The following is a 25,276-nucleotide window of genomic DNA, read 5'->3' on the forward strand; positions in this document are numbered from 1 at the left end:
TTTCGCCTCCGGTAAGGTAAAAAACGAGACGAAACCGCCTCGGGGCGCCGGTTTTTGGAACTGTACGGCGGCACGGGGATCGCTCGCCCCCACACGGCCGGACTGGAACCTGTGCGGCAGGCAAAGACCACACCCGGCTCACCCCCGCCACTGTTCGCCTGCAGGCCGCCCATGCGGGGTGATGGGCATGAGTTTACGCGCGGTTTGAGGGGTGGGGATAAATCAGCCAGGACTGCCATCGCTCTTTCCCATATGCAGGCAGGGGCAAGGTGAAGGCCTGCTTCAAGTCAAAAATGGAGTGGTTTGCAAAACGGCGGATTTCGGCACGAGACAAGCTCAACCGGACATTGCTCTGGGTTTGACAGTTGCGGGAGTCTTGGGTGCAACGGGCCAGTTCGCTGGACAGATCGCTACGAACGGCAATAGAACTTCCCAACCTGGCGTGTTGTCTGGAGCCTAGTGCATGGCATTTTGCCCAATATGCAAGACATCCGCAAATGAAGAGCAGCCTAGTGGGGGCGACTACCGTAGAGTCGATTGCCGAAAGTGTGGAAAGTACCAGATCACAGGAACCGCACTGTCCATGCTCGAATCCCGTCTGGCAGGCGCGGACAAGAAGTCGATCGCCAGGCTTAGCCATTCCACCAGGTCTATGACATCAGGCACGGACGCCGAATGGCCGGAAATTAATTCGGTCAACTTGGATGAAATGCTCAAGCAGCCCCTTCCTCCCATCGACAGGCAAGTTATGAACTTGCTTGTATGGGCCGCAGCACAGTTGGATGACGACCAATTAGGCGCTGTAGAACTGCCTGATGAGGACGATCTCACTGCTGTGGTTGGAACCATCGACGGTGAGAGGGTTCAAGATCTCATTGAGCTCGCTGTCAATGAGCGTCTGATTGAGCTTGTCCCGGATGACTGCATAAGCATTTCGACAAAAGGCTGGGCCAGATTGACCCCTGGGCCGAAGCCTGATCCGTCGCCACAAAACCCGGAGGCTCAAACGACTGTCACTTCTGTAGACCGCATCGTGAAGGCGCATTGTAACAGGTGCGGGTCTGTGACGAAGTCGTGGGTGAGAGCGGAACACACCGTTCAAAAGGACAGTGGCCCCATCTCCTGGAGCGACACGTTTGAGGTAATCGAGTGCTGCGGCTGTGAGACCCTTTCAGTGAGACATGAATACTGGTTCTCCGAGTGGGATGAGATGGACTACGATGACCAAGGGCGCATGGTGATGCGCCCCGGCATAAAGGAAACGTACTTTCCGGCCCCAACATTGCGCCCAAAGCCGGATTGGGCAGATGAGATCACTGACGATGTTCTGCGCAGCGTGATGGACGAGCTCTATTCGGCGCTCAATGCCGGCCTCAACATACTAGCGTCCATTGGCGCTAGGACGCTGCTCGATCGCGCGGGCTACCTGCGGATCAACGACCCCAAGGGAGGGTTTGAGGGCAAGTTGAAAGAGCTGGAGAAAGCTGGGTACATCAGCGCCACCGAAAAGACGGCTCTCGATGCGGTGGCCGATGCTGGGAATGCGTCAGCCCATCGAGGGTACACACCCAACGCGGCCCGGCTCGGGCACATTGTCGATATCATCGAGAATTTCTTGCATCGGTCTTTTGTTCTCAACCTTGCAGCTGAAGAAATTCGAAAAAGCACCCCACCACGGAAGTAACCGACGGACGCTGTCGACCCACAACGATGAAGATACAGATGGGCGCATCATCAGGGCAGCACCGCCAGAAGGTCTTCGAACGACATGAACTTGACCCCGTAGGTCTGCTCAAGCCACTGGCGGTTGACGGGATCCAGAACTGACTTGCTCGCGTTGCTTTTGCCCACGTCGGCAGAGCAGAAGATGTCCAGACCATAGGCGATATGAGACGCTATAGCATCCCCATCTGCCCATTCCCCGAATGCGCGTTCTACAGCTCGCTCTTGATGGATATCATTGGCGTTTTGCAATCCCTTGTACCAGGCAGTCTGAGCATCTGCCGAGTTCAGACCAAGCGCCTTCACTTGCGCCATTCCAACACCCCGCGCCTCGATTGCTCGCCCGACTTCATGGACCCGCGCAATCCAAGCTCCGAGCTCGTCGTCAGCTCCTGCGCTAAGATAGAATTTTCCCTCATCATCATGAATGTGGAATGCCCCAACCCTCGGCGGCGCTTTGAGTACCCTGACGCCCAATGCATGAGCTGCTCTCGCTCTAGCCTGGACCTCCGGGTGAAGCGGCTGACGATCGGGCTGTTCGACCCGGAATTCCACGCCTATCTGTTCAATATCCTTATCGCCCCATCGTTCCCGCAGGGAGTCAGGAAGTTCCTCAGCTTTCAAAGTGCTGGCCGTCTCCGGGCCGATGGTGATCCGGGTGCCTCCATAGACGTGCGCACGATCGCGCTTCATGACACCCTCAATCGTCAGCATGGTCACGGAATAAAAGCCTTCAATCTCGCCACTTTTCAGGGCGTCATGGACTTTCTGGAGGGCGGGCTGGCGTGGGTCTTTTGGAAAACGCTCCGGCCGACAAGCAAGATCGAGGACGTTGGTGTCGAAAGTAATTCTTAACGGCATAACTGGTCTCCACGCCCGGCGAAGCTGTGCGGTGCGGCTACACAACTCAAGTTAACTTGGCAACATGCTGCCAATGTCAGCTGTTAGGCGACAGCTCACAAGGCGATACCGACCGCAACGGGGTCGGTTTCCGCCGCCCCTCCAGTTCCACGCTTGGGCCGCTGGTCGTCATGCCAAACAGGTCATGCCAAACAGAAAGTGCGCCAGTGGCGCCCTTCTTTAATTCGTTCGATATCGGCTTAGCGGCGCTTCTTGTCGACCTGGTGGTAGGCGCGCTTGGAGTGGAACTCGCAATACGGGCCGCTTTCCAGGCTATGCTGGCCGCAGAAGTAGAAATCCTTGTGCAGCGGATCCCCGATGGGCCATTTGCAGGTGCTTTCGCTCAGCTGCAACAGGCTGAGGCGCTTGTCCTCGGGAATGAACAGCTCCTGCACGGCCGGGGCCACATAAAGCTGGTGTTCCATCTCGGGATTGTGCGCCAGGGCGGTCGCGCCCATGGTCTGCGGACGCTGCGGCATGGATGACCGCATCTTGCTCGCCGATCCCATATTGGAGGCGCCCACTGAAGGGCTGGCGACCCGGCGCGGCGCAGTGCGCGCTGCCGGACGTGCCCGGGGTGTCGAATTGGTTGGCTTGGCCCGTGCGGAAAGTTTGAGGCGGTGCACCTTGCCGATCACGGCATTGCGGGTCACCCCTTCGCCGAGCTGGCCAGCAATCTGGCTCGCGCTCAACCCTTCCATCCAGAGCTTCTTCAAGGTCTCGACGCGTTCGTCCGTCCAGCCTGCCGGTTGTGCTCCTGAAACCATCGTCAAAACAGAATCCTTCATTGTGCCGCCAATAACCATGGCAACCATCAAACGCTAGGCGTCGTATGTTGAGTGGGTCCGCCACACGAGATATCGTGCTCCCAATGACAGTGAGTTTACGCCATGTGAGGAATCGGGATCAAGCGTCGGGCGGGAGTTTCCCCGTAAATTCACTGGTTAAAATTATCTTAACGAAGTTTGAGTCAAATCGAAGGCCAAGCCCGTGATCATTGACTTATCTGGGAAAACTAGCCTAACTCCGATGATGAAACGCGCTGCGAGACAGGCGCGTTTTTGGTTTTTGTGGCGCTATTGTCACGAACCGAACTGTACGATGTAAACAACCCCGACCTTTGAGAAGGAATTCGACCCATGTCTGCGCTATTTGGCACTTATGCCCGCTCCGATCTCGCTTTTGAGCGGGGCGAAGGCATGCGCCTTTATGATCAGCAGGGTCGCCAATATCTCGATTTTCATTCCGGCATCGCGGTCAACGCGCTGGGGCATGGCGACCCCCATCTTGTTACGGCGCTCAAAAGCGCTGCCGACAAGGTGTGGCACACCTCCAATGTGTTCTCCATTCCCGAGCAGGAACGGCTGGGCCAGCGCCTGGTGGACGCCACCTTCGCGGACTCGGTGTTCTTCACCAATTCGGGCGCCGAGGCGCTCGAATGCGCCATCAAGACGGCGCGGCACTATTTCTGGGCCAAGGGTGAAGTCGATCGCTATGAGATCATCGCCTTTACCGGCTCGTTCCACGGTCGCACCCTGGGCACCATCGCGGCGGGCGGCAATCCGAGCTATCTCGAGGGCTTTGGCCCCGCCATGCCCGGCTTCAAGCACACCGCCCCCGGTGACCTCGATGCCGTCAAGGCGCTGATCGGTCCCCAGACCTGCGCCATCCTGATCGAGACCGTGCAGGGGGAGGGCGGCGTCACGGCCATGACGCCCGAATTCATGCAGGGCCTGCGGGCGCTGTGCGACGAGCACGACCTGCTTCTGATCCTGGACGAAGTGCAGTGCGGCTATGGCCGGACCGGCCGCTTCTTTGCCTTTGAGTGGAGCGGCATCACCCCCGATATCGTCGCGGTGGCCAAGGCCATTGGCGGCGGCTTTCCGCTCGGGGCGTGCCTGGCCAAGGGCGAGGTTGCCGCCTCCATGGTGCCCGGCACGCACGGCTCCACCTATGGCGGCAATCCGCTGGCCTGCGCGGTAGGCAATGCCGTGCTGGACCGGATCCTGGCGCCCGGCTTCATCGACCACGTCAACCAGATGGGCCAGAAACTGGCCTGGCATCTGCAGCAGCTGGCGCAGAAATACCCCGACTATGTGCTCGAACTGCGCGGCAAGGGCCTGCTGGCCGGTATCAAGATCACCCCGCCCGTGCGCGACTTCGTCGCCCGGCTGCGCGACGATCATCAGATGCTCGCCATTGGCGCGGGCGACAATGTGCTGCGGCTGATCCCGCCCCTGATCGTCACCGAGGCCGAGATCGAGGAAGCCGTCGCCAAGCTCGGTGCCGCCTTCGACGCCATTGAAGCTGAAACGGCTTCGGTCCCGGCGGCCGGGTGAACCACATGCTGAACTTCGCGCAGGCGCGACGGCGACGATGATCGCGCTCCCTCCTCCCCTCATGGGGGAGGAGAGGTATCAACCGCACGCCCTGCGTCGCGGCCCTCTTCATAGCGTCACAAAAGGAACCCGGCCCATGAATTCGACCGGCACCCCACGGCATTTTATTTCCATCGACGATTTCACCCAGCCCGAACTGCGCGGCATGCTTGATGCCGCCGGCTCGCTCAAGTCCCGCCTCAAGCAGGGCGATCGGCCCCAGCCGCTCAAGGACAAGGTCCTGGCGATGATCTTTGAGCGCCAGTCGACCCGCACCCGCGTCAGCTTCGATGTCGGCATGCGGCAATTGGGGGGCGAGACCATCATGCTTTCCGGCCAGGAGATGCAGCTGAGCCGCGAGGAAACGCTCGGCGATACCGCCCGGGTGCTCAGCCGCTATGTCGATGCGATCATGATCCGCATTCTCAGCCACGCCGATCTGCTCGATCTGGCCGACGCCGCTTCTGTGCCGGTGATCAACGGGCTGACCCGGCGCGCCCATCCCTGCCAGATCATGGCCGATTTGATGACCTTTGAGGAGCATCGCGGCAACATCAAGGGCGCCAAGGTGGCCTGGGTCGGCGACAGCAATAATGTGCTGCATTCCTGGGTCAACGCGGCCGAGCTGTTCCAGTGCCATTTGACCATCGCCACGCCCGAGGAATACAGCCCGGAAAAGGACCTGATGGACGATATCCGCCGCGCTGGCGAATATGTGAAGCTGATCCACGATCCGCGCGACGCCGTGGCGGGCGCTGACCTCGTCATCACCGATACCTGGGTCTCGATGGGCGATGTCGACATCGCCGAACGCCGCCGGGTCTTGAAACCCTACCAGGTGAACACCAGTTTGATGGCCTTGGCGGACAAGAACGCCTTGTTCATGCACGACCTGCCCGCCCATCGCGGCGATGAGGTGACCGACGAGGTGATCGACGGTCCGCAATCGGTGGTGTGGGACGAGGCCGAAAACCGCCTGCATGCCCAAAAAGCCATCCTGTGCTGGGCCTTTGGTGCCGACGTGAACTAAACTGCTTCGATCTGCTGTCTGGGCCGGCCTGCAAATGGCGGCTTTCTGCGCTTCCGGTGCTCACGTACCAATGTACGCTCCGCTCCGGTTCTCGAAAGTCACCATATTCGCTGGCGCGGACCTTTGGTTCGGCTCAGCCCAAACAGCAGCTCATCGCAGTTCGGTGCGCGCAGCCCGCAAACTCTTGCCGAGTTTGCGGGCTATACCCATTATGGCCCCGCCGACCTGAAAGCGATTTGACCAGAATGACGACGGATAATACGCCCATGACCGATAACCTGATGACTGCCCTGGGGTTGGATCGCCCGGAAAGCGGCGACGATACGGTCGTGCCGTTCAGCCTCGACAAGCTCAATACCCGTGGCCGCAGCGTGCGGCTCGGCGAGGCCCTCGACGCCATCCTCACCCGCCATGCCTATCCCGCCCCGGTTGCCCGCCTGCTCGGCGAGGCCGTGGTGCTGGCCGCCCTGATCGGCTCCTCGCTGAAGTTTTCCGGCAAGTTCATCATGCAGACCCAGACCGATGGGCCGGTGAACCTGATCGTGGTGGATTTTGACGCGCCCGACGGGCTGCGCGGCTATGCCCGCTTTGACCAGGAGCTGCTGCTCAAGGCCGCCGAAGAGGGCCGCACCAGGCCGGCTGACCTCTTGGGCAATGGCCATCTGGCCATGACCATCGACCAGGGCGAGCACATGGAGCGCTATCAGGGCATCGTGGCGCTTGAGGGCAATTCGCTCGAGGAAGTGGCGCACACCTATTTCATGCAATCGGAGCAGATCCCCACCCAGGTGCGCCTGGCGGTGGCCGAATTCACGCGCAAGGGCGATCATCGGCCGCACTGGCGCGCCGGCGGCGTGCTGATCCAGCATCTGCCCGAGCATGGCATGTCGCGGGTCGCCGATCTGCCCGGCGATGGCGATTTCTCCAATATGCAGCCCGCCGATCCCGATGATGGCTGGACCGAGGCCAAGGCGCTGATGGCCACGCTGGATGATCTGGAACTGGCCGACCCCGAACTGAGCTCGGAACGCCTGATGTTCCGCCTCTATCACGAGACCGGCGTGCGGGTGTTTTCGCCCATGCCCCTGGTGGAGCGCTGCAGCTGCTCGGCCGACCGTATCGAGGACATGCTGGCCACCAGCTTTACGGCCGAGGATCGCGAAGAAATGGCGGTCAATGGCGAAATCGAAGTGGTGTGCGAGTTCTGCTCGACCGCCTACCACTTCAATCCGCATCAGTTTGCCGTCAAGCACTGAGCCAACTACGCCCGCGAAGACTGGTTGCCGCCAGTCTTCGCGGGCGCTTTTGCTCCTCGACTTGCAAACAGAATTAAATCCAAGCAATATCGGGTCGTTGATTTATTGATTATGGCCTCCGGCTGGGGGGCGTGGGCATGGCGTTTGGCCATGCGCGGCTGCAGGGCTCAGCCGCACCTCGTGCCGACCAATCCAGACCGATCATCCATGCAGCTTTGGGGGTAAAGCCATGCAGGTGACTATTGTTGCGGTGGCCAAGATGTGTCGGGCTGACAGCGCACGGGCCAGACAGGGGCGGCGACGGCGACGCTGAGCCGGCGCGCGCCCCGTGTCCGAGGCGCTCGAGCTGATCCGGGCCGTGCTGGGCGATGCCTGCGCCGATGACGCCCATGCCAGTCAGTTGCTGGCGGCGGCGCTGGCCGGCGAAATCGATCCGCTGCTGCATGGCGTGCTGGCCTGTGGCGTTGACGAGACGCTGGCCATGCAACGGGCGGCTGCCTGGGCGGGGTGCGCGTTTTTCGACCGCGTGCCGCACGGCCTGGTCGGCACCATCGAGCCGATGCGGCTCGAAGACCTGGCCGGGGTGCGGCTGTTTCGCATGCAGGTGCTCGACCGGGCGGTTGATTTCACCGCCCCCGACTTTTTCGGCGTGCTGCGGCTGCGGCAGCGCCTGCGGGCCAGCCCGCGACTGCGCAAGACCACCTGCATGCTGCCCGCCCCGGCCCTGCGCGACTATCTGACCCGCACCGCATCGGGCGATCTGATTACCGCCGCCCGGCAGCGCCTGGCGCAGATCTGGCCCTATGCCGCCGCCCAGCTCGAACTGACCACGCCGGCCCGCTACGGCTTTGCCGCGGGCCTGCTGCTGCTGCTGGCCATGGCGCTGCTGGCGCCCTTCATTGCCGAAGCCTGGCTGCTGCCCGTGGCGCTGACCCTGCTGGTAGGACCTTCCTCCATCCGGCTGGCCGCCCTGGCCACGCCCCGCCGCCCGCTGGCGCCGCCACAGCGGCCGCCCGATGCGCAATTGCCGGTCTATTCGATCCTGATCCCGCTGCGCAGCGAGGCCAGGATGATCCCGCAATTGTTCGCTGCCATGTGGGCGCTGGACTACCCGCCCGCCCGCCTCGACATCAAGTTTGTGGTGGAAGCGGGCTCGCGCGCCACCATTGCCGCGATCCGGGCGCGGCTGGGCGATCCGCGCGTCTCGCTGGTGCTGGTGCCTGACGCGGCCCCCCGCACCAAGCCCAAGGCACTCGATTTCGCGCTGCCGCTCTGCCGGGGCGAGCATGTCGTGGTCTATGATGCCGAAGACATCCCCGACCCCGATCAGCTCTGGCAGGCAGCGCTGCGCTTCCGCGATCACCCCGATCTGGTCTGCCAGCAGGCGCGCCTGCTGATCGACAATGGCGAGCGCGGCTGGCTGGCCGCGCTGTTTGCCGCCGAATATGCCGCGCTGTTCGGGGTGCTGTTGCCGGCGCTGGCGCGCTGGCACCTGCCAATCCCCCTGGGCGGCACCTCCAACCATTTCCGCACCGCCACGCTGCGCCAGATCGGCGGCTGGGACGCCTTCAATGTCACCGAAGATGCCGATCTCGGCATGCGGCTGGCCCGCCGCCGCCTGCGCGTGGAAACCCTGGCCTCCAACACGCGCGAGCACGCCCCCACCCGGCTCGGCGCCTGGCAGGGCCAGCGCACCCGCTGGATGAAGGGCTGGATGCAGACCTTCATCGTGCACAACCGCAATCCGGGCCGGCTGGCCGCCGAGATGGGACTGGGCCCGATGCTGGCGTTTGAAGTGCTGGTGCTGGGCATGATTGCCGCGCCGCTGCTGCATTGCGGCCTGGGCATTGGCCTGGCCCTGCAACTGGCGCTGGGCGCGCCGCTGTTTGATGGCCGGAACTGGGCGGTATTTTATACCGGGGTGCTGGTGCTGGGCTATGGCAGCACCTTCGCCATCACCACGCTGGGGCTGGCGCGCGCAAAAGGCCTGCGCCTGCTCGCCATCCAGTTACTGCTACCCTTCTACTGGCTGCTGATCGCCGGCGCCACCCTCAACGCCCTGCGCGAACTGCTGCAGCGGCCGTTCCACTGGTTCAAATCCCCCCATGTCCCGGTGGAGGGGACGGGGCGGCAGGAAGTACGTATTGGGGCAATGAGAACAGAAAGTCGCGAAGGGTCATGACTTATGCCGGGCTGGTTGAGCGTCCAGTGGCAATTGGCATTGACGACAAAGAGGCCAATGTGCGGAATAAGCTCTCTGGGGGCAAAATCACGGCGGCGTTTCTACTTCAATGTCTGACAGCGATAGAAACGACCGACCTGCGCTTATAGTTTTAGGGCTTCTTGTTGCCGCGATTGTTCTCGTTTCGATCCTTGGGCTTGGAGCTCGATATGAAGCCGAACACCAAAAACGATGTGTAGCTTACAACGCCGATAACTATTCCCAACAGCAGGAAGGCGGTGCCGTCTGCCCTGACGATCACATATTCTTTGGCGATGGGTATGCCCAATGGTGGATGGTTTTGCTTGCGGCGGTTGCCACTGGCGTTAGTTGGCAGGCACTGCTGTTTCTGCGAGACACGTTCAAGCAAGCTGAGCGCGCGGCCAACGAAGCCGCAAGGGCCAACGAAATAGCCAGAGAAGGGCAGGCTGCTTGGCTGGTGGTGACTGATGCCGAATTCACGGCCGTTAATCCTACCGATCTGACAATCGACGGAGTGCAGATCGCGGACCATCACTGCTTCAGCGTCGGTGTCAGATTCATCGTGCAAAACGCAGGGAACAGCCCGGCTACCGACGTCCGCATCTTTTACGGCATCATTGAACGCCTGCAAGAGTTGCAGCCCGGAGAGGTCAGAAGTATTGCTGGCCCTTCCGTGCCGATGGCAGGCGGGCGGATGTTGCACAGCATTGGGCTCCAGCGCTTCTTTGAATTCACCAGAGACGTCAAAGCCACTTACGTTGGCGATGGTCCATTCGTTGTTGGTAAGGGCGACTTGAAGATCGCCACTAAAACGGCACTGGTGGTCAAATTCCCAAAAGAACAGCCCCTGTGGCAAGGTCAAAGTGAGTACTTTGCCGTTACCGCGTCCTATGTGAGTCCGGGCATAGAGGGAAGGCGCTTCGCCCACTTCGCCTTCGACGTTTGTGGTGAACTGCATGGGCGAATTTCTTGTCCACCCACAGGCTTGTCGTTCTCCACCGGAGACGGGCTGATGCTGCGCCACGCTGAGGCCAGCTATCACCAACAAAAATAGCGCCGCTTTCACAACAGCCCACCAGCTTGGTGCGTTTGATACATAAGGCCGCAACGATCAGACGGCGCGCCTCGACATCAAATGTGTTCTTGCAGGGATCCCCGCCACTTCCTCCTCAGTCAAAAATCCCCAGCCGCTGCCCGTCGGCACCAAAATAATGCGCGTTCTGGGCGGTGAAGGCGATGTCGATGGGCTCGCCCAGCTTGTGCTGGGCCTTGCCCGACGCCTGCACCAGCACGGTCTGGCCGGAGGCCAGTTTGACGTAGAGAAAAATCTCGCTGCCCAGATACTCAACCAGGGCGATGGTGCCATGGGCGGTGGCGTCGCCACTGGTGCCGATGGCGAATTGCTCGGGGCGAATGCCTACCGCCAGCGGGCCGGGGGCGGTGCTGACCAGGGGCAGGGCGATGTCGCCAAAATCAGGCAGCTGCGCCTGCCCCTCGGCATGGCTGGCGGCGATGATGTTCATCTTGGGCGAGCCGATAAAGGTGGCGACGAACTGGTTGCGCGGGAAATTGTAGAGCTCGTAAGGAGTGCCGACCTGCTCGATATTGCCGCCGCGCAGCACCACGATCCGGCTCGCCATGGTCATGGCTTCTACCTGGTCGTGGGTGACATAGATCATGGTGGTGCCCAGCCGGTTGTAGAGCCCGGCCAGTTCCACCCGCATCTGCACCCGCAATTCGGCATCGAGATTGCTCAGCGGCTCATCAAACAGGAATAGCTGCGGCTCGCGCACAATGGCCCGGCCAATGGCGACGCGCTGCTTCTGCCCGCCCGACAGCTGGCGCGGCTTGCGTTCGAGCAATTCCTCGATCTGCAGGATCCTGGCGGCGTCGGCGACGCGGCGGGCGATCTCGTCCCTGGGCATGCGCAGATTGCCCAGCCCGAAGGCCAGATTCTTGCGCACGCTCATATGCGGATAGAGCGCATAGCTCTGAAACACCATGGACAGGTTGCGCTGGCTGGCGGGCAAGTCGTTCACAATCCGGTCCCCGATGGCAATGGTGCCGTCAGTGACCTCTTCGAGCCCGGCGATCATCCGCAACAGGGTGGACTTGCCGCAGCCCGAGGGGCCGACCAGCACGAGAAACTCGCCCGACACCACATCCAGGCTGACGCCATGAATGACCTCAAGGCTGGAGTAGGATTTACGAACATCGCTGAGGGTAACGGAGGCCATGGGTCAGTCCTTGAGGCTGGTGTGGTCACCCCTCTCCCCTTGAGGGAGAGGGTGGATCGCGCGAAGCGCGAGACGGGTGAGGGGTTTGCTGCAGCGCATGCTGCGATGGAAAAGAGATCGCCGACCCCTCATCCGCCCCTTCGGGGCACCTTCTCCCTCAAGGGGAGAAGGGAAGGGTGGTTGTATCCGCTTCATTTCAGCCCGCTCATGGCGATGCCCTGGATGATCATGCGCTGGAAGATGACGAAGAAGATGAGAATGGGCAGGATGGACAGGATCGACATGGCAAACATCGGCCCGTATTGCGAGACGCTGTCCTGGCTGGTGAACATGCGCAGCGCCAGGGGCACGGTGTAGTCGTTCATGTCGTTGAGATAGACCAGCGGTCCCAAAAAGTCCTCCCAGCTCCAGATGAAGCTGAAGATCGCGGCCGTCGCCATGGCCGGCAACGACAGCGGCATGATGATGGCCCAGTAGATCTTGAACGGGCTGCAGCCATCGATCATCGCCGCCTCGTCCAGATCGCGCGGCAATTGCCGGAAGAACTGGATCATCAGGAAGACGAAGAAGGCATCGCCAGCCAGGAATTTCGGCACGATCAGCGGCAGGTAGGTATCGACCCAGCCCAGGTTCAGAAACAGCAGATATTGCGGGATCAGCACCACATGGTAGGGGATCATCAGCGTCATCATCATCAGCGCGAACCAGATGGTCTTGCCGGTGAACTCCAGCCGCGCAAAGGCATAGGCGGCGAACGAGCAGGAGATGACATTGCCGATCACCGAAAGCACGGTGATCACGGTGGAGTTCCAGAAGAAGCGGGTGAAGCTGACCGGCAGCGCGTTCCAGCCCTGCCAGTAGTTTGACCATTCAAAAGTGCTCGGCCACAGCGACAGGTCGCCGAAGATCTGGTTGTCGGGCTTGAGCGAACTCGCCAGCATCCACAGCAGTGGATAGACCATGATCAGCGAGGTGGCGATCAGGAACAGGTGCTTGAGCAGCCCGGCGCGGCGGGCGCGTTTGGCCCGGTTGGCGCGATATTCGGCGGCCAGGGCGGCGGTATTGCTGATGGTGGTGTCGGTCATGGTGTGGCCCCTGCGACTTTGACCAGAGTACGGTTTGAGGCGCCATTTCGGGGCACCCACCGGGCGGCACCGCCCCACAAGGGCCGCGCCTTGGCGCGCCCGAGTGCAGGCTCTCGACGGGGGAGGACGGGAGGGGATGCGAGAGCCGCGATATCGGGGCTGGCCGTCCCCCTCCCTTGATCCCTCCCCGCAAGGGGGAGGGTGTCGACTGAGACCATGGTGACAAGCATCATCTCAGCCCCGCTCGTTTTCGTAATGGACCCAGTATTTGGACGTCCAGAAGGCTATCGCGGTGAAGCCGGCGATGATCAGCAGCAGCACCCAGGCCAGCGCCGAGGCGTAGCCCATGCGCAGGAAACTGAAGGCCTCGTTGTAAAGATAGACGGTGAAGAACAGCAGGCTGTCGAGCGGCGCGCCCGAGCCGCCCGAAATGATGAAGGCGCCCGAAAAGCTCTTGAACGCCTCAATCATCTGCAGCACCAGATTGAAGAAAATGACCGGCGCCAGCAGCGGCACGGTGATGGCAAAGAACTTGCGCACCGGCCCGGCAGCGTCGATTTCGGCCGCTTCGTACAGCTCCTGTGGAATGGCGCGCAGCCCGGCCAGGAAAATCAGCATGGGCGAGCCGAACTGCCAGACGGCGAGCACGATGAGGGTCCATAGCGAGTAATTGGGATCGGCGAGCCAATAGGGCCCGTCAGTGCCGAACAGCCGCAGCATGGAATTGATGACGCCGTCATAATTGAACAGCTGCCGCCACAGGATCGCCACGGCGATCGAGCCGCCCAGGATCGAGGGCAGATAGAACAGCGCCCGATACCAGCCAATGGCGCGAATGCCCTTGTCCAGCGCCATGGCGACGCCGAGCGCGAAGACCAGCTTGGCCGGCACCGACACCGCCACAAAGGTGAAGGTAACCTGCAGGGCCTTCCAGAACCGGGCGTCGAACTGCACCATGTAGGTGTAATTGTCCCAGCCGATCCACTGCGGCGGCCGCACCACATTGTATTTGGTGAAGCTGAGATAGAGCGAGGCCAGGATGGGCCCGATGGCCAAAAGAAAGAAGCCGACCAGCCAGGGGGCCAGAAAGCTGTAGCCGGCAAAATTGCGGCGGAAGAATTTTTCCATGCGATCTGGTCCTACTCGATCTGGCTCCCTCCCCATAGGGGGGAGGGAGACGACTGAGAAATCGGCTAGCTAGGCGCGCCGCAGGATGGCGTTGGCCTGGGCGAGGAAATCGGCGGCGACCTCGGGAATGGACTTTTCCCCCAGCAGCACCGAGACGGCGACGCGTTCAAAAGTCTGCTCGACTTCACCCGAGCCGCTGGGCGGCGGCGCGGTGAGTGGCGCCGTCTTGCCCTGGATGGCATCGAAGAAGGCGACCGAAACCGCTTCTGCCGGCGACAGATCGGGTTCGAGGGCGGCGCGCACCTCGCTGTTGGAGGGAATGCCGCGTTCGAGGCCGAGCACCTTGGTCATCTCGAGATCGTTGATGAAGGCGCTCATATAGGCGGTGGCGGCCTCGGGGTCCTGGCTGTCGCGGGTGAGGCAGACGAACTGGCTGGGCTGGATCACCGAACCGGGGATCATGTCGGGCGTATTGGGATACATGGCCGCGCCCAGCGTGTCCTGCATCAGGCCCTGGGCGCCCACCAGCTGGTTGCTCCACAGGAACGAGGTGGCGGACTTGCCGGTGACGACGCCGAGCTGGCTGAGCTCGGACACGCCGGCCAGGCCGGCCGATTCCTGGCCTGGCGGGGTGCCGCCGGCCTCGCGGATGGCAGCCCAGATGCTCCAGTATTCCTCGATGATCTCCTGGGTGGGGCCATAGGAGCCGTCCTCGTTGTAGAGGTTGGCGCCCTTCTGCACCGTGAAATCGGAGAAGTTCTGGTAGTCGGCGGTATTGTCGTCGGTGCCCGGGATGCCGGTGGCGTCCTTGATCTCGACGGCCATGCGCTTGAGATCGTCATAGGTGTAGCCATAGGGGTCGAAATTGCTGCCTACACGAATGCCGGCTTCCTCGTAGAGGCGGGAATTGTAGATGGCCATGTGCGAATTGGCACCGATGGACAGGGCGTAGAATTTGCCATCCACCGTACCGGCATCGATGGCCGACTGGTCAATCCTGGAGATATCGAGGCTGTTGCCGACATAGTCATCGAGAGGCACCACGGCGCCATTGGCGATGTATTCGAACAGTACGCCATAGCCCTGCTGGATCACGTCAGGCATGTTGCCGCCGGCGATCTGGGTGGTCAGCTTGGTGAAATAATCGGCAAAGCCGAGGCTTTCGCCCGAGACCACGGTGCCCGGGGTCTTGGCATTGTAAAGCTCGATGGCGGCGAAGGTGCGCTTGTCGCGCTCGGGATTGCCCCACCAGAAGTGCCGGATCTGCTTGTCCTGGGCAAAGGCGGGCAGGCCGAAGGTGGACAGCGCGGCGACGCCGGCTGTGGTTTGCAGGAAACGCCTGCGGTTGAACTGGCTCATTTGGTTCCTCCCTGTTGAGCTACGTACGTCAGTCTTGCTGCAGCCCGCGCCCTGGCCGGGCCGCAGCATTCAGTAAGTTGGGGCGATCAGGCTGGGGTCGCGCACCCGCACCAGTTGATTGTCCTCGAGGTCGAGTTGTTCATTGGGTCCGATGGCAAAGTCATAGCGGCCCGTGGGCGTGGTTATCGTGCCCGCCACGGGGCTGGCGCTCATGCCGACCAGGCCCAGCATCTGGCCAGCGCGGTCGGTGATGACGCGAATGCCGCGTGGCGCCGAAAACAGCGGGGCGCCGTCGCGATAGGCGCTCATGTGAGCGGCCGTATTGATCAGCTCGAACCCGTGGCCATCGACCGCGCGGCCATAGCCGGTCTCGTGCGTCTCGTCGCGATGCTCGATCTGTTGCGGGGTCAGGCCGGTAAACCACAGCGTGCCATCGGGACGAGGCTGGATGCCACACAACCGCTCGAGGAAATCGAGCAGGCACAGGATCGCCGGCGAATAGACCTCGGTGAAGCCGGCCTCGCCGGTAAACGGGTTGATGGTCTGGGCAAAGCGCGTGGATTTGAACAGGGCACTCAGGATGGGCTGCGCGACCCAGCTCAATTCGACATGGCGGTGGTGCGCCTCAAAGGCATGCGGCGCCCGGATCAGGCTGAGGAAATTGGTGGGCCCGCACCAGCTGTTATAGGCAAAGGCCGGATCAAACCGTGGCTCGTCCAGCGCCAGTGAGGTGAACGGATATTTGGCAAAGAATTTTGACGTGTTGAGCAGATAGCGCTGCAGCGCTTTGGCAAAGAACGCGTCATCGCCGATCTCGCAGGCCAGCACCCGCAGCAGCACATCGGACTGCACGCGCACATGCCGGTCATGCTTGTCGCGGTCATAAAAGAACCCGTCCGCGCCATCAAAGCACTGCTCGAACAGCGCCACCGTGCTGGCCTCGGCCTTGTCCCGCCAGGCATTGCCATCCTCGCCCAGCGCTTCGGCCATGAGGGCCAGATAGCGCCGCTGGCAGGCGACATTGGCGGTCAGGTCCGGGGCGATGAACGGCAGCAGCGGATTGTCGGGATGAAACGCCCTGGGATCATTGTTGAACGGGCTGTCCGGCACATGCCAGAACCGCGCCGACAGATCATGGCCGGTATCATAGGCACAGAACGCCTCGACGGCGCCGGTGCCGCGCGTGTCGCGCCACTCGGCCAGCCAGGCATCATTGCGCGCCATCGCCCTGTAGATCGGCGCCAGCCAGGCCTGGTCGCGGCCGTTCAGGCAATAATGGGTCCATACCGAGCGGGCCAGCGGCGTCACGGTCTGGATCTGCGCAAACACCGGGCCGGTGGCCGTCAGCTTATAGGGCAACAGGCCATCTTCGCGCTGATGGGTGGCAAAGCCGGCAAAGGTGGCGGCGGCCACCGACGGGTTGAAGCGGCTGAGCAGTTCGGCATTGATCGTGCCGGTGCTTTCCAGCCAGCAGCCCAGATAGACGCCGCCTTCATTGAGAATGGGATGGGCATCGCTGGTGGGCCTGATGCAGGCCAGCAGTTCGCGCACCGCCGCATAATAGCGGGCTTCCAGCTGCGGGGTCGAGGCGACAAAGCGCACGCCCGACGCGACAAATTCTGCCAGCACGCCGGTGTGCTCAACCGCACCCACCCGGTCTGTGACCGTGGTCGCGCGCAGCCTGTCGAGCAGGGTGAGGCTGGTCGGCTGATGGTTCATCCTGCTTCCTCCCGCTCGCTGGCATCGGTGGTCCCGATGTCGAGGTGCGGTGTGCTGGGAAGAGGAAGTGACCTGCCCGCCAACCGCGACCGCACGGTTGAGATCCTTGCGGGTCTCTCAGAAGGTCGAAACGAGCATTGGTCCGGAGATTACCGGTCAGACCAACGACATTCCGCGTAGCTCACGCTTGACCACATACCCTGGCTGGGCCGAGGCCCATGACGTGTCTCCGGCCGTTCCTGAGGGATTGTCCCCGCTCAGATGCCGGATAATTGTTCGCAGCCGTCTGCGAAGTCAATGATTTTGTTGATATGGCCACCAACTTGCAGGAATTATTGAGGTCTATCAATTAGATAGAACAGGCAATCTGCCATACAAGATTGCGGGTCGACGCCATCAATTCTGCTTCAGGCGGTGGTGCGCAGGCGCCTTGAATCGGTCACCCGGGTGCCAAACACCCGGTCCCGGCCTGCCGCCTTGGCGCTGTAGAGAGCGCCGTCTGCCGTCTCGATCAGGTCGAGGGCGCTGCGCGCCGCCGTGTCGGCCATATAGGTGGCCACCCCGACGCTGACCGTGATGTAGCCCTTGTCGCTATTGGCATGCGACAGATGCGCTTCGGCCAGCGCGCGCCGGAAGCTCTCGGCCACCAGATAGGCGCCGTCCTCATCGGTATCGGGCAGGATGGCGGTGAACTCCTCGCCACCAAATCGGGCAACCACATCGGCGGGCCGCTTCAGGCTGTTCTTGAGCAATTGGCTGACCTGGCGCAGGGCCTCGTCGCCCGCCAGATGGCCGTAATGATCATTATAGGCCTTGAAGCGGTCGACATCGACGATCAACAGGCTCAACGGCGTGCCCGCACGGCTAGTGCGGCGGATTTCAGCGTCGATGGCATCATCGAACGCCCGCCGGTTCAGCAGCCCGGTGAGCGCGTCAGTGCGCACCAGATGTTTGAGGTGGTCGGTGGTGGTGTGCAATTCCTGTTCGGCCTGCTTGAAGAGGGTTACATCAATGGCGACCACCATGGTGGTTCCATTGCTGGTGGGGCGGGTCCGCACCTGCATCCAGCGGTCATTGCTGAGATAGATTTCGTCCTCGGATTCGCGCTGCAGATTGGCATAGCGATCAGCGATCCACTCGGCGGCCGCTTCTCCCTCTGTGGGCGCCTTGGGCTGTTCACCGGTGTCGATCACCGCCTGCAAAATGTCGCGGTAATGCGTGCCTGGTTGCCGCAGCGCGCCAGTGAGCGGAAAGCCGTCGCGATACTGCTCATTGCAGAACACCAGCCGGCCTTCGCTGTCATACATGGCCAGACCGCCGGTCATTTCGGCCAGCGCATAGGACAGCGTATCCCGGCTCTGCAACACTTCCTGCTGCAGCAGCCTGGTTTCGGTGATATCACGCGAAACCCCGGCCAGACCAATGATCCGGCCGCCGACGTCATGCAGCGGCACCTTGGTTGTGGCGTACCAGCGCTGGGTGCCGTCGGCATCGGTCAGCTGTTCTTCCAGCTCCAGTTGCGGTTCACCCGACGCCATGATGATGGCTTCGCCGTCCAGCTGGGCCTGGGCCCGCTCGAAGGGCTCCACATCGAAATTGTCGCGGCCAATCAGCTGGTCTGGTCCAGCCACGCCAAGCAGCCGCGCTGCGGCCTCGTTGGCCGCGGCAAACTTGCCGTGCAGATCTTTGACAAAAGCGTAGTCCGGGGCGTGCGCCAGGGCCGCCGCCAGCAATTCGCGTTCGGCCGACAGGTGCCAGGCCCGCAGATAGACCAGCCCGGCCACGACCGTGGCGACCAGATTGATCGCGGCAAACCAGATCCGGTCGGACATGGGGAGATCGGTGATCGGCAGGGCCAGCAGGCCCACCGATGTCGCCATGGCGGCGATCAGCGCCGCGGCCACAATATGCCAGAGCCGGAAGGTGGATGTCCCCACCAGCAGATTGACAAACAGCCCCGACGCACTGGCCAGCCCGACGGCAATCACCCCCGCGCCAGTGCCCAGTCCGCCCATCATCAGGCGGTAGCTCCCCGCGATCAGCGCGGTGATCAGGGCGGCGGGCCAGCCACCAAACAGCGCCACCACGGTGAGCAGGGCAATCCGCAGGTCAGCAAACACGCCCGGTCGGCTTTCGACAGCCATGCTCATCGACGCAATGGCGCCAAGGCCAATGATCGCGGCAAACAATGGCGCCCGATACAGGCGCGGTATCGTCTTCAACCAATAGTTGGAGCGCGACCACAGCAGCACGAACAGTGCGACCACTGCCATATTGCCTGCCACCAGGGGCCAGTTGGACATCGTCACGTTCCGTAATCCTTGTCCGTCATGCAATCCCTTGTCCGCCGACCGGGCTTACGCCAGGCAGGCCCATGTCGATCTCGTCTGCCACGCTACCAGCCAAGGGTTTGCCAAAGCTGAACGGAATGCCGCGAAATGGCCGCAACCGCCCGTTCCAGGCAAATTGTGATCAGGGCGTTTCCAGGCGCAATTTGGCAGCCGGGGCGCTGGACATGGCCGACCAGGTGGTCGCGGCGCCGGTGACGATGGTGGCCACAATCACCAGCAGGGTGACCAGGCCCAACTGGCTCAGCGGCACGGCGAAGTCGATCTCCAGCAGCCAGGTTGCCGCCGCCCAGGCGCCGAGCAGCGCAATCAAGGTGGCCAGAACAGCGGCAATGGCGCCCAGCAGCGCATATTCGATCAGGAAGGCGGCGATGACGTCGCGGCGCCTGGCGCCCAGCACTTTCATCACCACAGCATCAGTCTCGCGCTGTTGCCGTCCGACGCTGAGCGCGCCGGCCAGCACCAATATGCCGGCCAGAACAGCCGTGCCGCTGACCAGTGCAATGGCGTTGATCAACCCGTCGAACACCGCCCTGATACGGGCCAGCGTATCGCCCACCGGCACGAAGTTGAGCAGGGGAAATGCCCCGATCAATGCGGCTTCCACCTGCTGATCGCTGCCCGGCACCACGGCGATGGCGCCGAAATAGGATTGCGGCGCGCGCTCGATCAGGCCGGGCGAGACGATGATGCGGAAGTTGAAATTGGGGCTGCGCCAATCGATCAGCCGGAAACTGGCAATGGTCATTGCCAGCTTCCGCCCGGCAATGGCGATCTCGATGCTGTCGCCAATCGACAGGTCGAGCGCATCGCGCATTTCGGTGCTCAGCGACACCTGCGGCTCGCCGGCATAGTCTTCGGGCCACCACGCGCCCTGCTCGATCACCGTGCCCTCGGGCAGGGCGGCCGACCAGGTCAGCGCCGTATCACCGCGGAACATGTCGGCCACGTCGCGCGAAAGCTCGTCATCGGCTGATGGCGGTGGGGCGCCCTTGAGTGCGGTAATGGTGCCGCGCAGCATGGGGATGGTGGTCAGTGCCTCGATTTCGGGTGTCGCCGCGGCAAAGCTGGTGAGGCCATCAACACTGCCTTTGTCGAGATCCAGCAGGACGAAAGCCGGCGCCTCGGTGCTGACCTCGGTGGCAATCTGGTCGTTGATGTTGGACTGGATGGAGACGATCAGCAGCAGCAGCGACAGGCCCATGCCCATCGAGACCAGAACCGTCGTGGTTGGCGCTCCGGGCCGGACAATGGCCGATAGCGCCCGGCGCAGCAGCCGGTTGGGTGGCGCTGGCATGGCCGACAGGGTCCAGGTCAATCCCGCTGCCGCAAGCCGCAGCAGACCAAAGGCGACCGCCGTACCGGCAAAATAGATCGCCACCAGCCGAGCGTCGCTGGCAATGGCCAGTGTCAGCGCGAACAACAGGGCAAACCCGACCAGCAAGGGCACGGAAGCGGCAGGCTTCAGCCAGCGGCGCCAGTCCTGCCGGTCCAGATGGCTTGATGCGGCGGCGCGAAACAGCAGGGCGGGACGAATGGCCCGGGCGCGCAGCAGGGGCAGCCAGGCAAAGATGATCGCGGTGACCAGCCCGATGCCGGCCGCCGCCGCCATGGCCCGCAGATCGAGCGCCGCGGGCAGGTCCAGCCCGATCAACCCGGCCAGCAGCGGCAAGACGGCAAAGGTGCCCAGCGCAATGGCCACCAGGCCGATGGCAATCGAGAGCAGCGACAGGAAGATCACCTGCGACAGGAAATGCACAACGATGCGATTGCCGCTTGCCCCCAGTGATCGCATGGTGGCGATCCCCGCCTGCCGCTCGCCCACATAGGCGGTGACGGCATTGGCGGCGCCAAGCCCGCCCACGACCATGGATGAGAGCGCCACCAGCAGCATGAAATTGCCGAAAATGCCGATGAAGCGGGCAATGGTCTCGGTGGCCTGACGTGGCGAGCGAAGCTGCCACTCACGGTCCGGGAACTGCTTTTCCAGCGCCGCCTTGGTGCTGGCGAAATCAGCACTGTCGAGCAGCACCTTGTAGCGGAACTGGTTGAGCACACCCTCCTGCTTCAGCCCCGCCAGCGGCAGGGCGGCGTCCGATACCAGGGCCGGCGCGCCGAGCTGAAAGCCCAGCGTCGCCTGATCGGGCAGGGTGTCGATGACGCCGCGCAATTGCAGGTCGAGCGTGCCGATGCGGATGGTGTCACCCGGCTTCGCCTCCAGCCGCAGCGCCGCCTGCTGCGACAGCAGCACGCCCGCCAGGCCGTTCTGGGTGCCAAGCAGTTCGGCTGTGCGGCCGGGCAGGGCGCCCGGGAGCAGCGTCACCTCGTCAACCAGCGGATAGCGCGCGCCAACGCCGCGCAGCGACAGAAAGGCCGTTGCATCGCCCTTCCGGGCCTGGGTATTGAGCTGGACCTCGCGGCTGACCGGACCGAGCGCCTCAAGCGCTGCCAGCACATCGGGCGCAATATCGGTGCGCGGCGAGCGCAGCTCCAGGTCGCCCCCCAGAATGGCGCGGGCATCGCGTTCAATGGCAGTTTCAACCGCACCGCGCACGGAACTGACCACGCCGATGGCGGCCACGCCGAGCGCCAGACAGGCAATCAGAATGGTGAAGCGGGCCGCGCTGCCACGCAGATCGATCAGCGCCACGCGCAACCAGGCGATCAGGCGCTTCATGCCGCGACTGCCGAAAGCTGGCTGAGTTCGCCACGATCCATGCGCATCTGCCGGTCGGCACGCCGCGCCAGAGCATTGTCATGGGTTATCAGCAGCACCGCCATGCCATTGGCCCGCGCCAGATCAAACAGCAGATCGATGGCTGAGGTGGCGGTCTCCTGATCCAGATTGCCCGTTGGTTCATCGGCCAGCAGCAATTTGGGCCGGGTAACAATGGCGCGGGCCAGCCCGACGCGTTGCTGCTCGCCACCCGACAGGGCACTGGGCAGATGATTCTCGCGGGCCGCCAGACCCACCGCGGCCAGCGCCGCTCTGGCGCGGCTGCGGATTTCGCTTAGCGGCAGATCATCAAAGGCGATATCGAGCGCCAGTGCGACGTTTTCCAGCGCCGTCATCGAGGGAATGAGATGGAAGTTCTGAAACAGGATGCCGATATTGCTGCGGCGTATTTCGGCCAGCTCGTCCTCATTCATCCCGCTCAGCGTGGCGCCGCCGACATCGACCAGGCCGCTGCTGGCGCGCTCCAGCCCGCCCATCACCATCAGCATCGAGGTCTTGCCGCTGCCCGAGGGACCGACAATCGACACCACCTCGCCCGGGCTTATCGCAAACGTGATGTCCTTGAGGATATGAAACGACTCCTTGCCCGAACTAAGGTGGAGGTTCATGCCCTGGGTCTGGGCGATAAAATCGGTCATGGAAGCAGGCCAAATTCTGGTCGGAGAAAACAATGATGCGGGCGGCAGGTGCTGAAGTGAGAAACTGGGTGCATCGGGCGCTAAGCGCAATGGCCATCGTGACCACAATCGCGATAGTGACGCTGCCGGCGCATGCCGCCGAGCGCACCATCCTGCTTTATGGCGACAGCTTGCTGGCAGGATATGGCCTGCCGGCAGAGGAAGGCTTTGCCGCGCAGCTGCAGGCGGCGATGGACAGGGCCGGGCTGGATGCCACGCTGGTCAATGCCAGCGTTTCAGGCGACACGACGGCTGACGGGCTGGCGCGGCTCGACTGGTCGCTGGCCGAGGCGCCCGACGCGGTGATCCTTGGCCTGGGTGCCAATGACATGCTGCAGGGCCTGCCCCCGTCCGCCGCAACCAGCAATCTTGCGGCAATCCTGCAGAAGCTTGACGACATGCAAGTGCCGGTCCTGCTGCTCGGCATGATGGCCGACCGCGGGCTGGGCGCCGACTATGTTGCCGCGTTCGATGGCCTCTATCCGGCTCTGGCCAGCGCGCACGGCGCCATCCTCTACCCGTTTTTTCTCGATGGCGTGGCGCTTGAACCCGCGCTTAATCAAGCCGATATGCGCCACCCCAATGCCGCCGGGGTCGCCCATATCGTGGAAAAGCTGCTGCCCTTTGTCGAACAGCTGCTGCAGCGCCCCGGCTAGGGCATAAACCGCTGCACCAGACCAACCCAGGCCCTGGGCAGCGTGCCGAACAGTTTTGGCTTGTAATAGGCGCTCGCCGCCCGCTTGGAGATTTCCGCCAGCGTGGGGTAGGGGGCAATCATCGAGGCGACGGCCGACAGCTTGACCTTGCCCGAAATCACCAGTCCCCACAGGCTGATCATCTCGCCGGCATGCGGGCCCACCATGGTGGCCCCCAGCACCTTGCCGCGACGGGTCAGCACCAGCTTGACAAAGCCCTCAATGCGCCTCTCGGCCTGGGCCCGGTCATTCTCGACAAAATGCTCGACAATGGTGATGACGTCGGCGCCGGACTTGCGGGCGTCAGCCTCGGTCAAACCGACATGGGCCACCTCGGGATCAAGATAGGTGACCCAGGGCAGGGCGGCATAATCGACCCTGGATGGCAGGCCGAACATGGCGTTGCGCACGAAAATGCCGGCGTGATAGCCCGCAATATGGGTGAACTGCGGCCCGCCAGCGACATCGCCCAGCGCATAGATGCGCGCATTGCTGCTGCGCAGCCTTGCATCGACCGCGATCCCCTGTCCGGTGGTTCTGACCCCGGCGGCGTCCAGTCCGAGATCCTCGATATTGGGCTTGCGGCCGGCAGCCACCAGCAAATGGCTGGCGGTGATGATTTGCGTACCCGCTGCGGTCTCGACCCTTGCCTGCACGCCGCCCCTGATCCGCTGCGGATCGGCGAAGCTGGCGTGCTCGAACAAGGCGATACCTTCATCCGCCAACACCTTGCGGATCAGCGGCGCGGCCTCGGGTTCGTCCCTGGCCAGAATGGCCCCGGCATCGACCACGGTCACGGCCGAGCCGAGCCGGCGGAAGGCCTGCGCCAGTTCCAGCCCGATCGGCCCGCCGCCCAGGATCAGCAGATGGTCGGGCCGGGTGGTCAGCGAAAATATGGTTTCATTGGTCAACGGCTCAAGCGCGGCCAGGCCCGGAATCGGCGGCAGGCCGGGGCGCGATCCGGTCGCCACCACAAAGCGGCGCGCCGTGATGGTGTAGTCGCCGGCGACCAGCTCGCCTGGGCTGACGAACTTGGCCGTCTCCTGCAGCACGGTAATGCCCATGCCCTCGAAGCGCGCGACACTGTCATGGGGCGCGATGGCGCCGATAACGGCGTGGACGTGATCATGCACCGCCTGGAAGTCGATCTTCGGCACGAGGCCCGCACCCACGCCCATTGCCATTGCGGCTTTGAAACCATGGGCGGCATGGGCCGCCGCGATCAGTGACTTGGAGGGGACGCAGCCGGTATTGAGGCAATCGCCGCCCATGGCCCCGCGCTCGATCAGCACCACCCTGGCGCCCAATTGCGCTGCGCCCGAAGCGGCGCTGAGACCCGCCGACCCTGCGCCGATGACGCAGACATCGCATTCAATCCGCTGGCTGGGCTGGCTCTTGGCTGGCATGGATCACTCGCTGGACATTGCATGATGGGTGAATTGTCGTGAGGCGCCCCGACGCCGGGGCCTGGCTAGCGCAGGCGGGAGCGCACGAAGGCGTAAACGGGCTGCACCATGGCCAGCAGGGCCAGGCCCAGCAGTCCCAAGCTCAGGCCGGGCGTGACCAGATCGGACAGGCTGACAGCGCGACCGCTTACGGCCACCTCGATCAGCACCGTTTCCAGCCCCTGCCCGATCGAGGCATAGACCAGGGCGCCGGGGAGGATGCCGATCAGCGTGGCGAGGAAATAGCTGCGGAACTTCACCTTGAACAAGGCGGGCAGCACATTGACCACCGAGAAGGGCAGGACGGGCGCCAGCCGCATCGCCAGCATGTAGCTGAAGGCGCTCTTTTCAAAGCCC

At 62.9% G+C, this 25,276-nt stretch carries 20 protein-coding genes; 7 read left to right on the top strand and 13 right to left on the bottom strand.

Annotation, left to right across the window (positions count from 1 at the left end):
* Positions 1-583 precede the first annotated feature (583 nt).
* Complete coding sequence (locus Q8O80_RS03775) at positions 584-1,684, top strand: DUF4145 domain-containing protein (protein ID WP_305577089.1); 1,101 nt, start codon at positions 584-586, stop codon at positions 1,682-1,684.
* A 50-nt stretch (positions 1,685-1,734) separates the two neighbouring features.
* Here Q8O80_RS03775 and Q8O80_RS03780 read toward each other — a convergent pair whose 3' ends face one another.
* Both Q8O80_RS03780 and Q8O80_RS03785 read right to left on the bottom strand, forming a co-directional pair.
* Complete coding sequence (locus Q8O80_RS03780) at positions 1,735-2,583, bottom strand: hypothetical protein (protein ID WP_305577091.1); 849 nt, start codon at positions 2,581-2,583, stop codon at positions 1,735-1,737.
* Between the two features lie 239 nt (positions 2,584-2,822).
* Complete coding sequence (locus tag Q8O80_RS03785; protein ID WP_305577128.1) at positions 2,823-3,389, bottom strand: GcrA family cell cycle regulator; 567 nt, start codon at positions 3,387-3,389, stop codon at positions 2,823-2,825.
* 372 nt (positions 3,390-3,761) lie between these two features.
* Here Q8O80_RS03785 and Q8O80_RS03790 point away from each other — a divergent pair, with 372 nt between their 5' ends.
* The 5 genes from Q8O80_RS03790 to Q8O80_RS21500 all read left to right on the top strand — a co-directional run bounded on the left by Q8O80_RS03790 (position 3,762) and on the right by Q8O80_RS21500 (position 9,617).
* On the top strand, positions 3,762-4,961 hold the full coding sequence (locus tag Q8O80_RS03790; RefSeq protein WP_305577093.1) for an aspartate aminotransferase family protein: 1,200 nt from the start codon (positions 3,762-3,764) through the stop codon (positions 4,959-4,961).
* 136 nt (positions 4,962-5,097) lie between these two features.
* Complete coding sequence (gene argF, locus Q8O80_RS03795; RefSeq protein ID WP_305577096.1) at positions 5,098-6,030, top strand: ornithine carbamoyltransferase; 933 nt, start codon at positions 5,098-5,100, stop codon at positions 6,028-6,030.
* Between the two features lie 236 nt (positions 6,031-6,266).
* Positions 6,267-7,286: an Hsp33 family molecular chaperone gene (locus tag Q8O80_RS03800; protein WP_371136092.1), complete on the top strand. Its 1,020-nt coding sequence runs from the start codon at positions 6,267-6,269 to the stop codon at positions 7,284-7,286.
* 328 nt (positions 7,287-7,614) lie between these two features.
* Positions 7,615-9,468, top strand: a complete 1,854-nt coding sequence (locus tag Q8O80_RS03805) for a glycosyltransferase family 2 protein (RefSeq protein WP_305577100.1) — start codon at positions 7,615-7,617, stop codon at positions 9,466-9,468.
* Positions 9,465-9,617, top strand: a complete 153-nt coding sequence (locus tag Q8O80_RS21500; RefSeq protein ID WP_371136093.1) for a DUF6471 domain-containing protein — start codon at positions 9,465-9,467, stop codon at positions 9,615-9,617. The genes Q8O80_RS03805 and Q8O80_RS21500 overlap by 4 nt, the downstream gene beginning before the upstream one ends.
* A 2-nt stretch (positions 9,618-9,619) precedes the next feature.
* Here the strand turns inward: Q8O80_RS21500 and Q8O80_RS03810 are convergent, their stop codons facing one another.
* The 9 genes from Q8O80_RS03810 to Q8O80_RS03850 all read right to left on the bottom strand — a co-directional run bounded on the left by Q8O80_RS03810 (position 9,620) and on the right by Q8O80_RS03850 (position 22,740).
* Positions 9,620-10,447 carry a hypothetical protein gene (locus tag Q8O80_RS03810; protein WP_305577102.1) on the bottom strand — a complete coding sequence of 276 codons (828 nt, stop codon included), beginning with the start codon at positions 10,445-10,447 and terminating at the stop codon, positions 9,620-9,622.
* A gap of 211 nt (positions 10,448-10,658) precedes the next feature.
* Positions 10,659-11,726 (bottom strand): ABC transporter ATP-binding protein, encoded by a 1,068-nt coding sequence (locus Q8O80_RS03815; RefSeq protein WP_305577104.1) that lies wholly within the window; start codon positions 11,724-11,726, stop codon positions 10,659-10,661.
* A 191-nt stretch (positions 11,727-11,917) separates the two neighbouring features.
* Positions 11,918-12,811 (bottom strand): carbohydrate ABC transporter permease, encoded by an 894-nt coding sequence (locus Q8O80_RS03820; protein ID WP_305577106.1) that lies wholly within the window; start codon positions 12,809-12,811, stop codon positions 11,918-11,920.
* A gap of 234 nt (positions 12,812-13,045) precedes the next feature.
* Positions 13,046-13,939, bottom strand: a complete 894-nt coding sequence (locus Q8O80_RS03825; RefSeq protein ID WP_305577108.1) for a carbohydrate ABC transporter permease — start codon at positions 13,937-13,939, stop codon at positions 13,046-13,048.
* A gap of 69 nt (positions 13,940-14,008) precedes the next feature.
* Positions 14,009-15,298 carry an ABC transporter substrate-binding protein gene (locus Q8O80_RS03830; RefSeq protein WP_305577110.1) on the bottom strand — a complete coding sequence of 430 codons (1,290 nt, stop codon included), beginning with the start codon at positions 15,296-15,298 and terminating at the stop codon, positions 14,009-14,011.
* Positions 15,299-15,367: 69 nt separating this feature from the next.
* Positions 15,368-17,017, bottom strand: coding sequence for a hypothetical protein (locus Q8O80_RS03835; protein WP_305577112.1), 1,650 nt, complete (start codon positions 17,015-17,017; stop codon positions 15,368-15,370).
* Between the two features lie 407 nt (positions 17,018-17,424).
* Complete coding sequence (locus tag Q8O80_RS03840) at positions 17,425-19,320, bottom strand: diguanylate cyclase (protein ID WP_305577114.1); 1,896 nt, start codon at positions 19,318-19,320, stop codon at positions 17,425-17,427.
* Between the two features lie 169 nt (positions 19,321-19,489).
* Complete coding sequence (locus Q8O80_RS03845) at positions 19,490-22,042, bottom strand: ABC transporter permease (protein WP_305577116.1); 2,553 nt, start codon at positions 22,040-22,042, stop codon at positions 19,490-19,492.
* Entirely contained in the window at positions 22,039-22,740 is a 702-nt protein-coding gene (locus tag Q8O80_RS03850) for an ABC transporter ATP-binding protein (protein WP_305577118.1), read from the bottom strand. Before Q8O80_RS03850 ends, Q8O80_RS03845 begins: the two co-directional genes overlap by 4 nt.
* A gap of 32 nt (positions 22,741-22,772) precedes the next feature.
* On the opposite strand from Q8O80_RS03850, the gene Q8O80_RS03855 reads away from it, so the two are divergent.
* Positions 22,773-23,435 carry an arylesterase gene (locus Q8O80_RS03855; protein ID WP_305577120.1) on the top strand — a complete coding sequence of 221 codons (663 nt, stop codon included), beginning with the start codon at positions 22,773-22,775 and terminating at the stop codon, positions 23,433-23,435.
* On the opposite strand, the gene Q8O80_RS03860 is transcribed toward Q8O80_RS03855, so the two are convergent.
* Together Q8O80_RS03860 and Q8O80_RS03865 are read right to left on the bottom strand one after the other, a co-directional pair.
* Positions 23,432-24,880: an NAD(P)/FAD-dependent oxidoreductase gene (locus Q8O80_RS03860; RefSeq protein WP_305577123.1), complete on the bottom strand. Its 1,449-nt coding sequence runs from the start codon at positions 24,878-24,880 to the stop codon at positions 23,432-23,434. The two genes, Q8O80_RS03855 and Q8O80_RS03860, sit on opposite strands and share 4 nt — an antisense overlap.
* 65 nt (positions 24,881-24,945) lie before the next feature.
* Positions 24,946-25,276: VTT domain-containing protein (locus tag Q8O80_RS03865; protein WP_305577126.1), on the bottom strand; the 331-nt coding region annotated here is incomplete at its 5' end.

The sequence above is a fragment of the Devosia sp. genome, assembly GCF_030689745.1.
GTDB classification, from domain to species: Bacteria; Pseudomonadota; Alphaproteobacteria; order Rhizobiales; family Devosiaceae; genus Devosia; species Devosia alba.

Bases quoted from the DNA above. Each gene is read 5' to 3' on its own strand.
- Q8O80_RS03830 (WP_305577110.1), bottom strand. From the start codon at position 15,298: ATGAGCCAGTTCAACCGCAGGCGTTTCCTGCAAACCACAGCCGGCGTC.
- Q8O80_RS03775 (WP_305577089.1), top strand. From the start codon at position 584: ATGCTCGAATCCCGTCTGGCAGGCGCGGACAAGAAGTCGATCGCCAGG.
- Q8O80_RS03815 (WP_305577104.1), bottom strand. From the start codon at position 11,726: ATGGCCTCCGTTACCCTCAGCGATGTTCGTAAATCCTACTCCAGCCTT.
- Q8O80_RS03825 (WP_305577108.1), bottom strand. From the start codon at position 13,939: ATGGAAAAATTCTTCCGCCGCAATTTTGCCGGCTACAGCTTTCTGGCC.
- Q8O80_RS03840 (WP_305577114.1), bottom strand. From the start codon at position 19,320: ATGTCCAACTGGCCCCTGGTGGCAGGCAATATGGCAGTGGTCGCACTG.
- Q8O80_RS03855 (WP_305577120.1), top strand. From the start codon at position 22,773: ATGATGCGGGCGGCAGGTGCTGAAGTGAGAAACTGGGTGCATCGGGCG.
- Q8O80_RS03810 (WP_305577102.1), bottom strand. From the start codon at position 10,447: ATGCAGTTCACCACAAACGTCGAAGGCGAAGTGGGCGAAGCGCCTTCC.
- Q8O80_RS03835 (WP_305577112.1), bottom strand. From the start codon at position 17,017: ATGAACCATCAGCCGACCAGCCTCACCCTGCTCGACAGGCTGCGCGCG.
- Q8O80_RS03790 (WP_305577093.1), top strand. From the start codon at position 3,762: ATGTCTGCGCTATTTGGCACTTATGCCCGCTCCGATCTCGCTTTTGAG.
- Q8O80_RS03860 (WP_305577123.1), bottom strand. From the start codon at position 24,880: ATGCCAGCCAAGAGCCAGCCCAGCCAGCGGATTGAATGCGATGTCTGC.
- Q8O80_RS03780 (WP_305577091.1), bottom strand. From the start codon at position 2,583: ATGCCGTTAAGAATTACTTTCGACACCAACGTCCTCGATCTTGCTTGT.
- Q8O80_RS03845 (WP_305577116.1), bottom strand. From the start codon at position 22,042: ATGAAGCGCCTGATCGCCTGGTTGCGCGTGGCGCTGATCGATCTGCGT.
- argF (WP_305577096.1), top strand. From the start codon at position 5,098: ATGAATTCGACCGGCACCCCACGGCATTTTATTTCCATCGACGATTTC.
- Q8O80_RS21500 (WP_371136093.1), top strand. From the start codon at position 9,465: ATGACTTATGCCGGGCTGGTTGAGCGTCCAGTGGCAATTGGCATTGAC.
- Q8O80_RS03785 (WP_305577128.1), bottom strand. From the start codon at position 3,389: ATGGTTTCAGGAGCACAACCGGCAGGCTGGACGGACGAACGCGTCGAG.
- Q8O80_RS03820 (WP_305577106.1), bottom strand. From the start codon at position 12,811: ATGACCGACACCACCATCAGCAATACCGCCGCCCTGGCCGCCGAATAT.
- Q8O80_RS03850 (WP_305577118.1), bottom strand. From the start codon at position 22,740: ATGACCGATTTTATCGCCCAGACCCAGGGCATGAACCTCCACCTTAGT.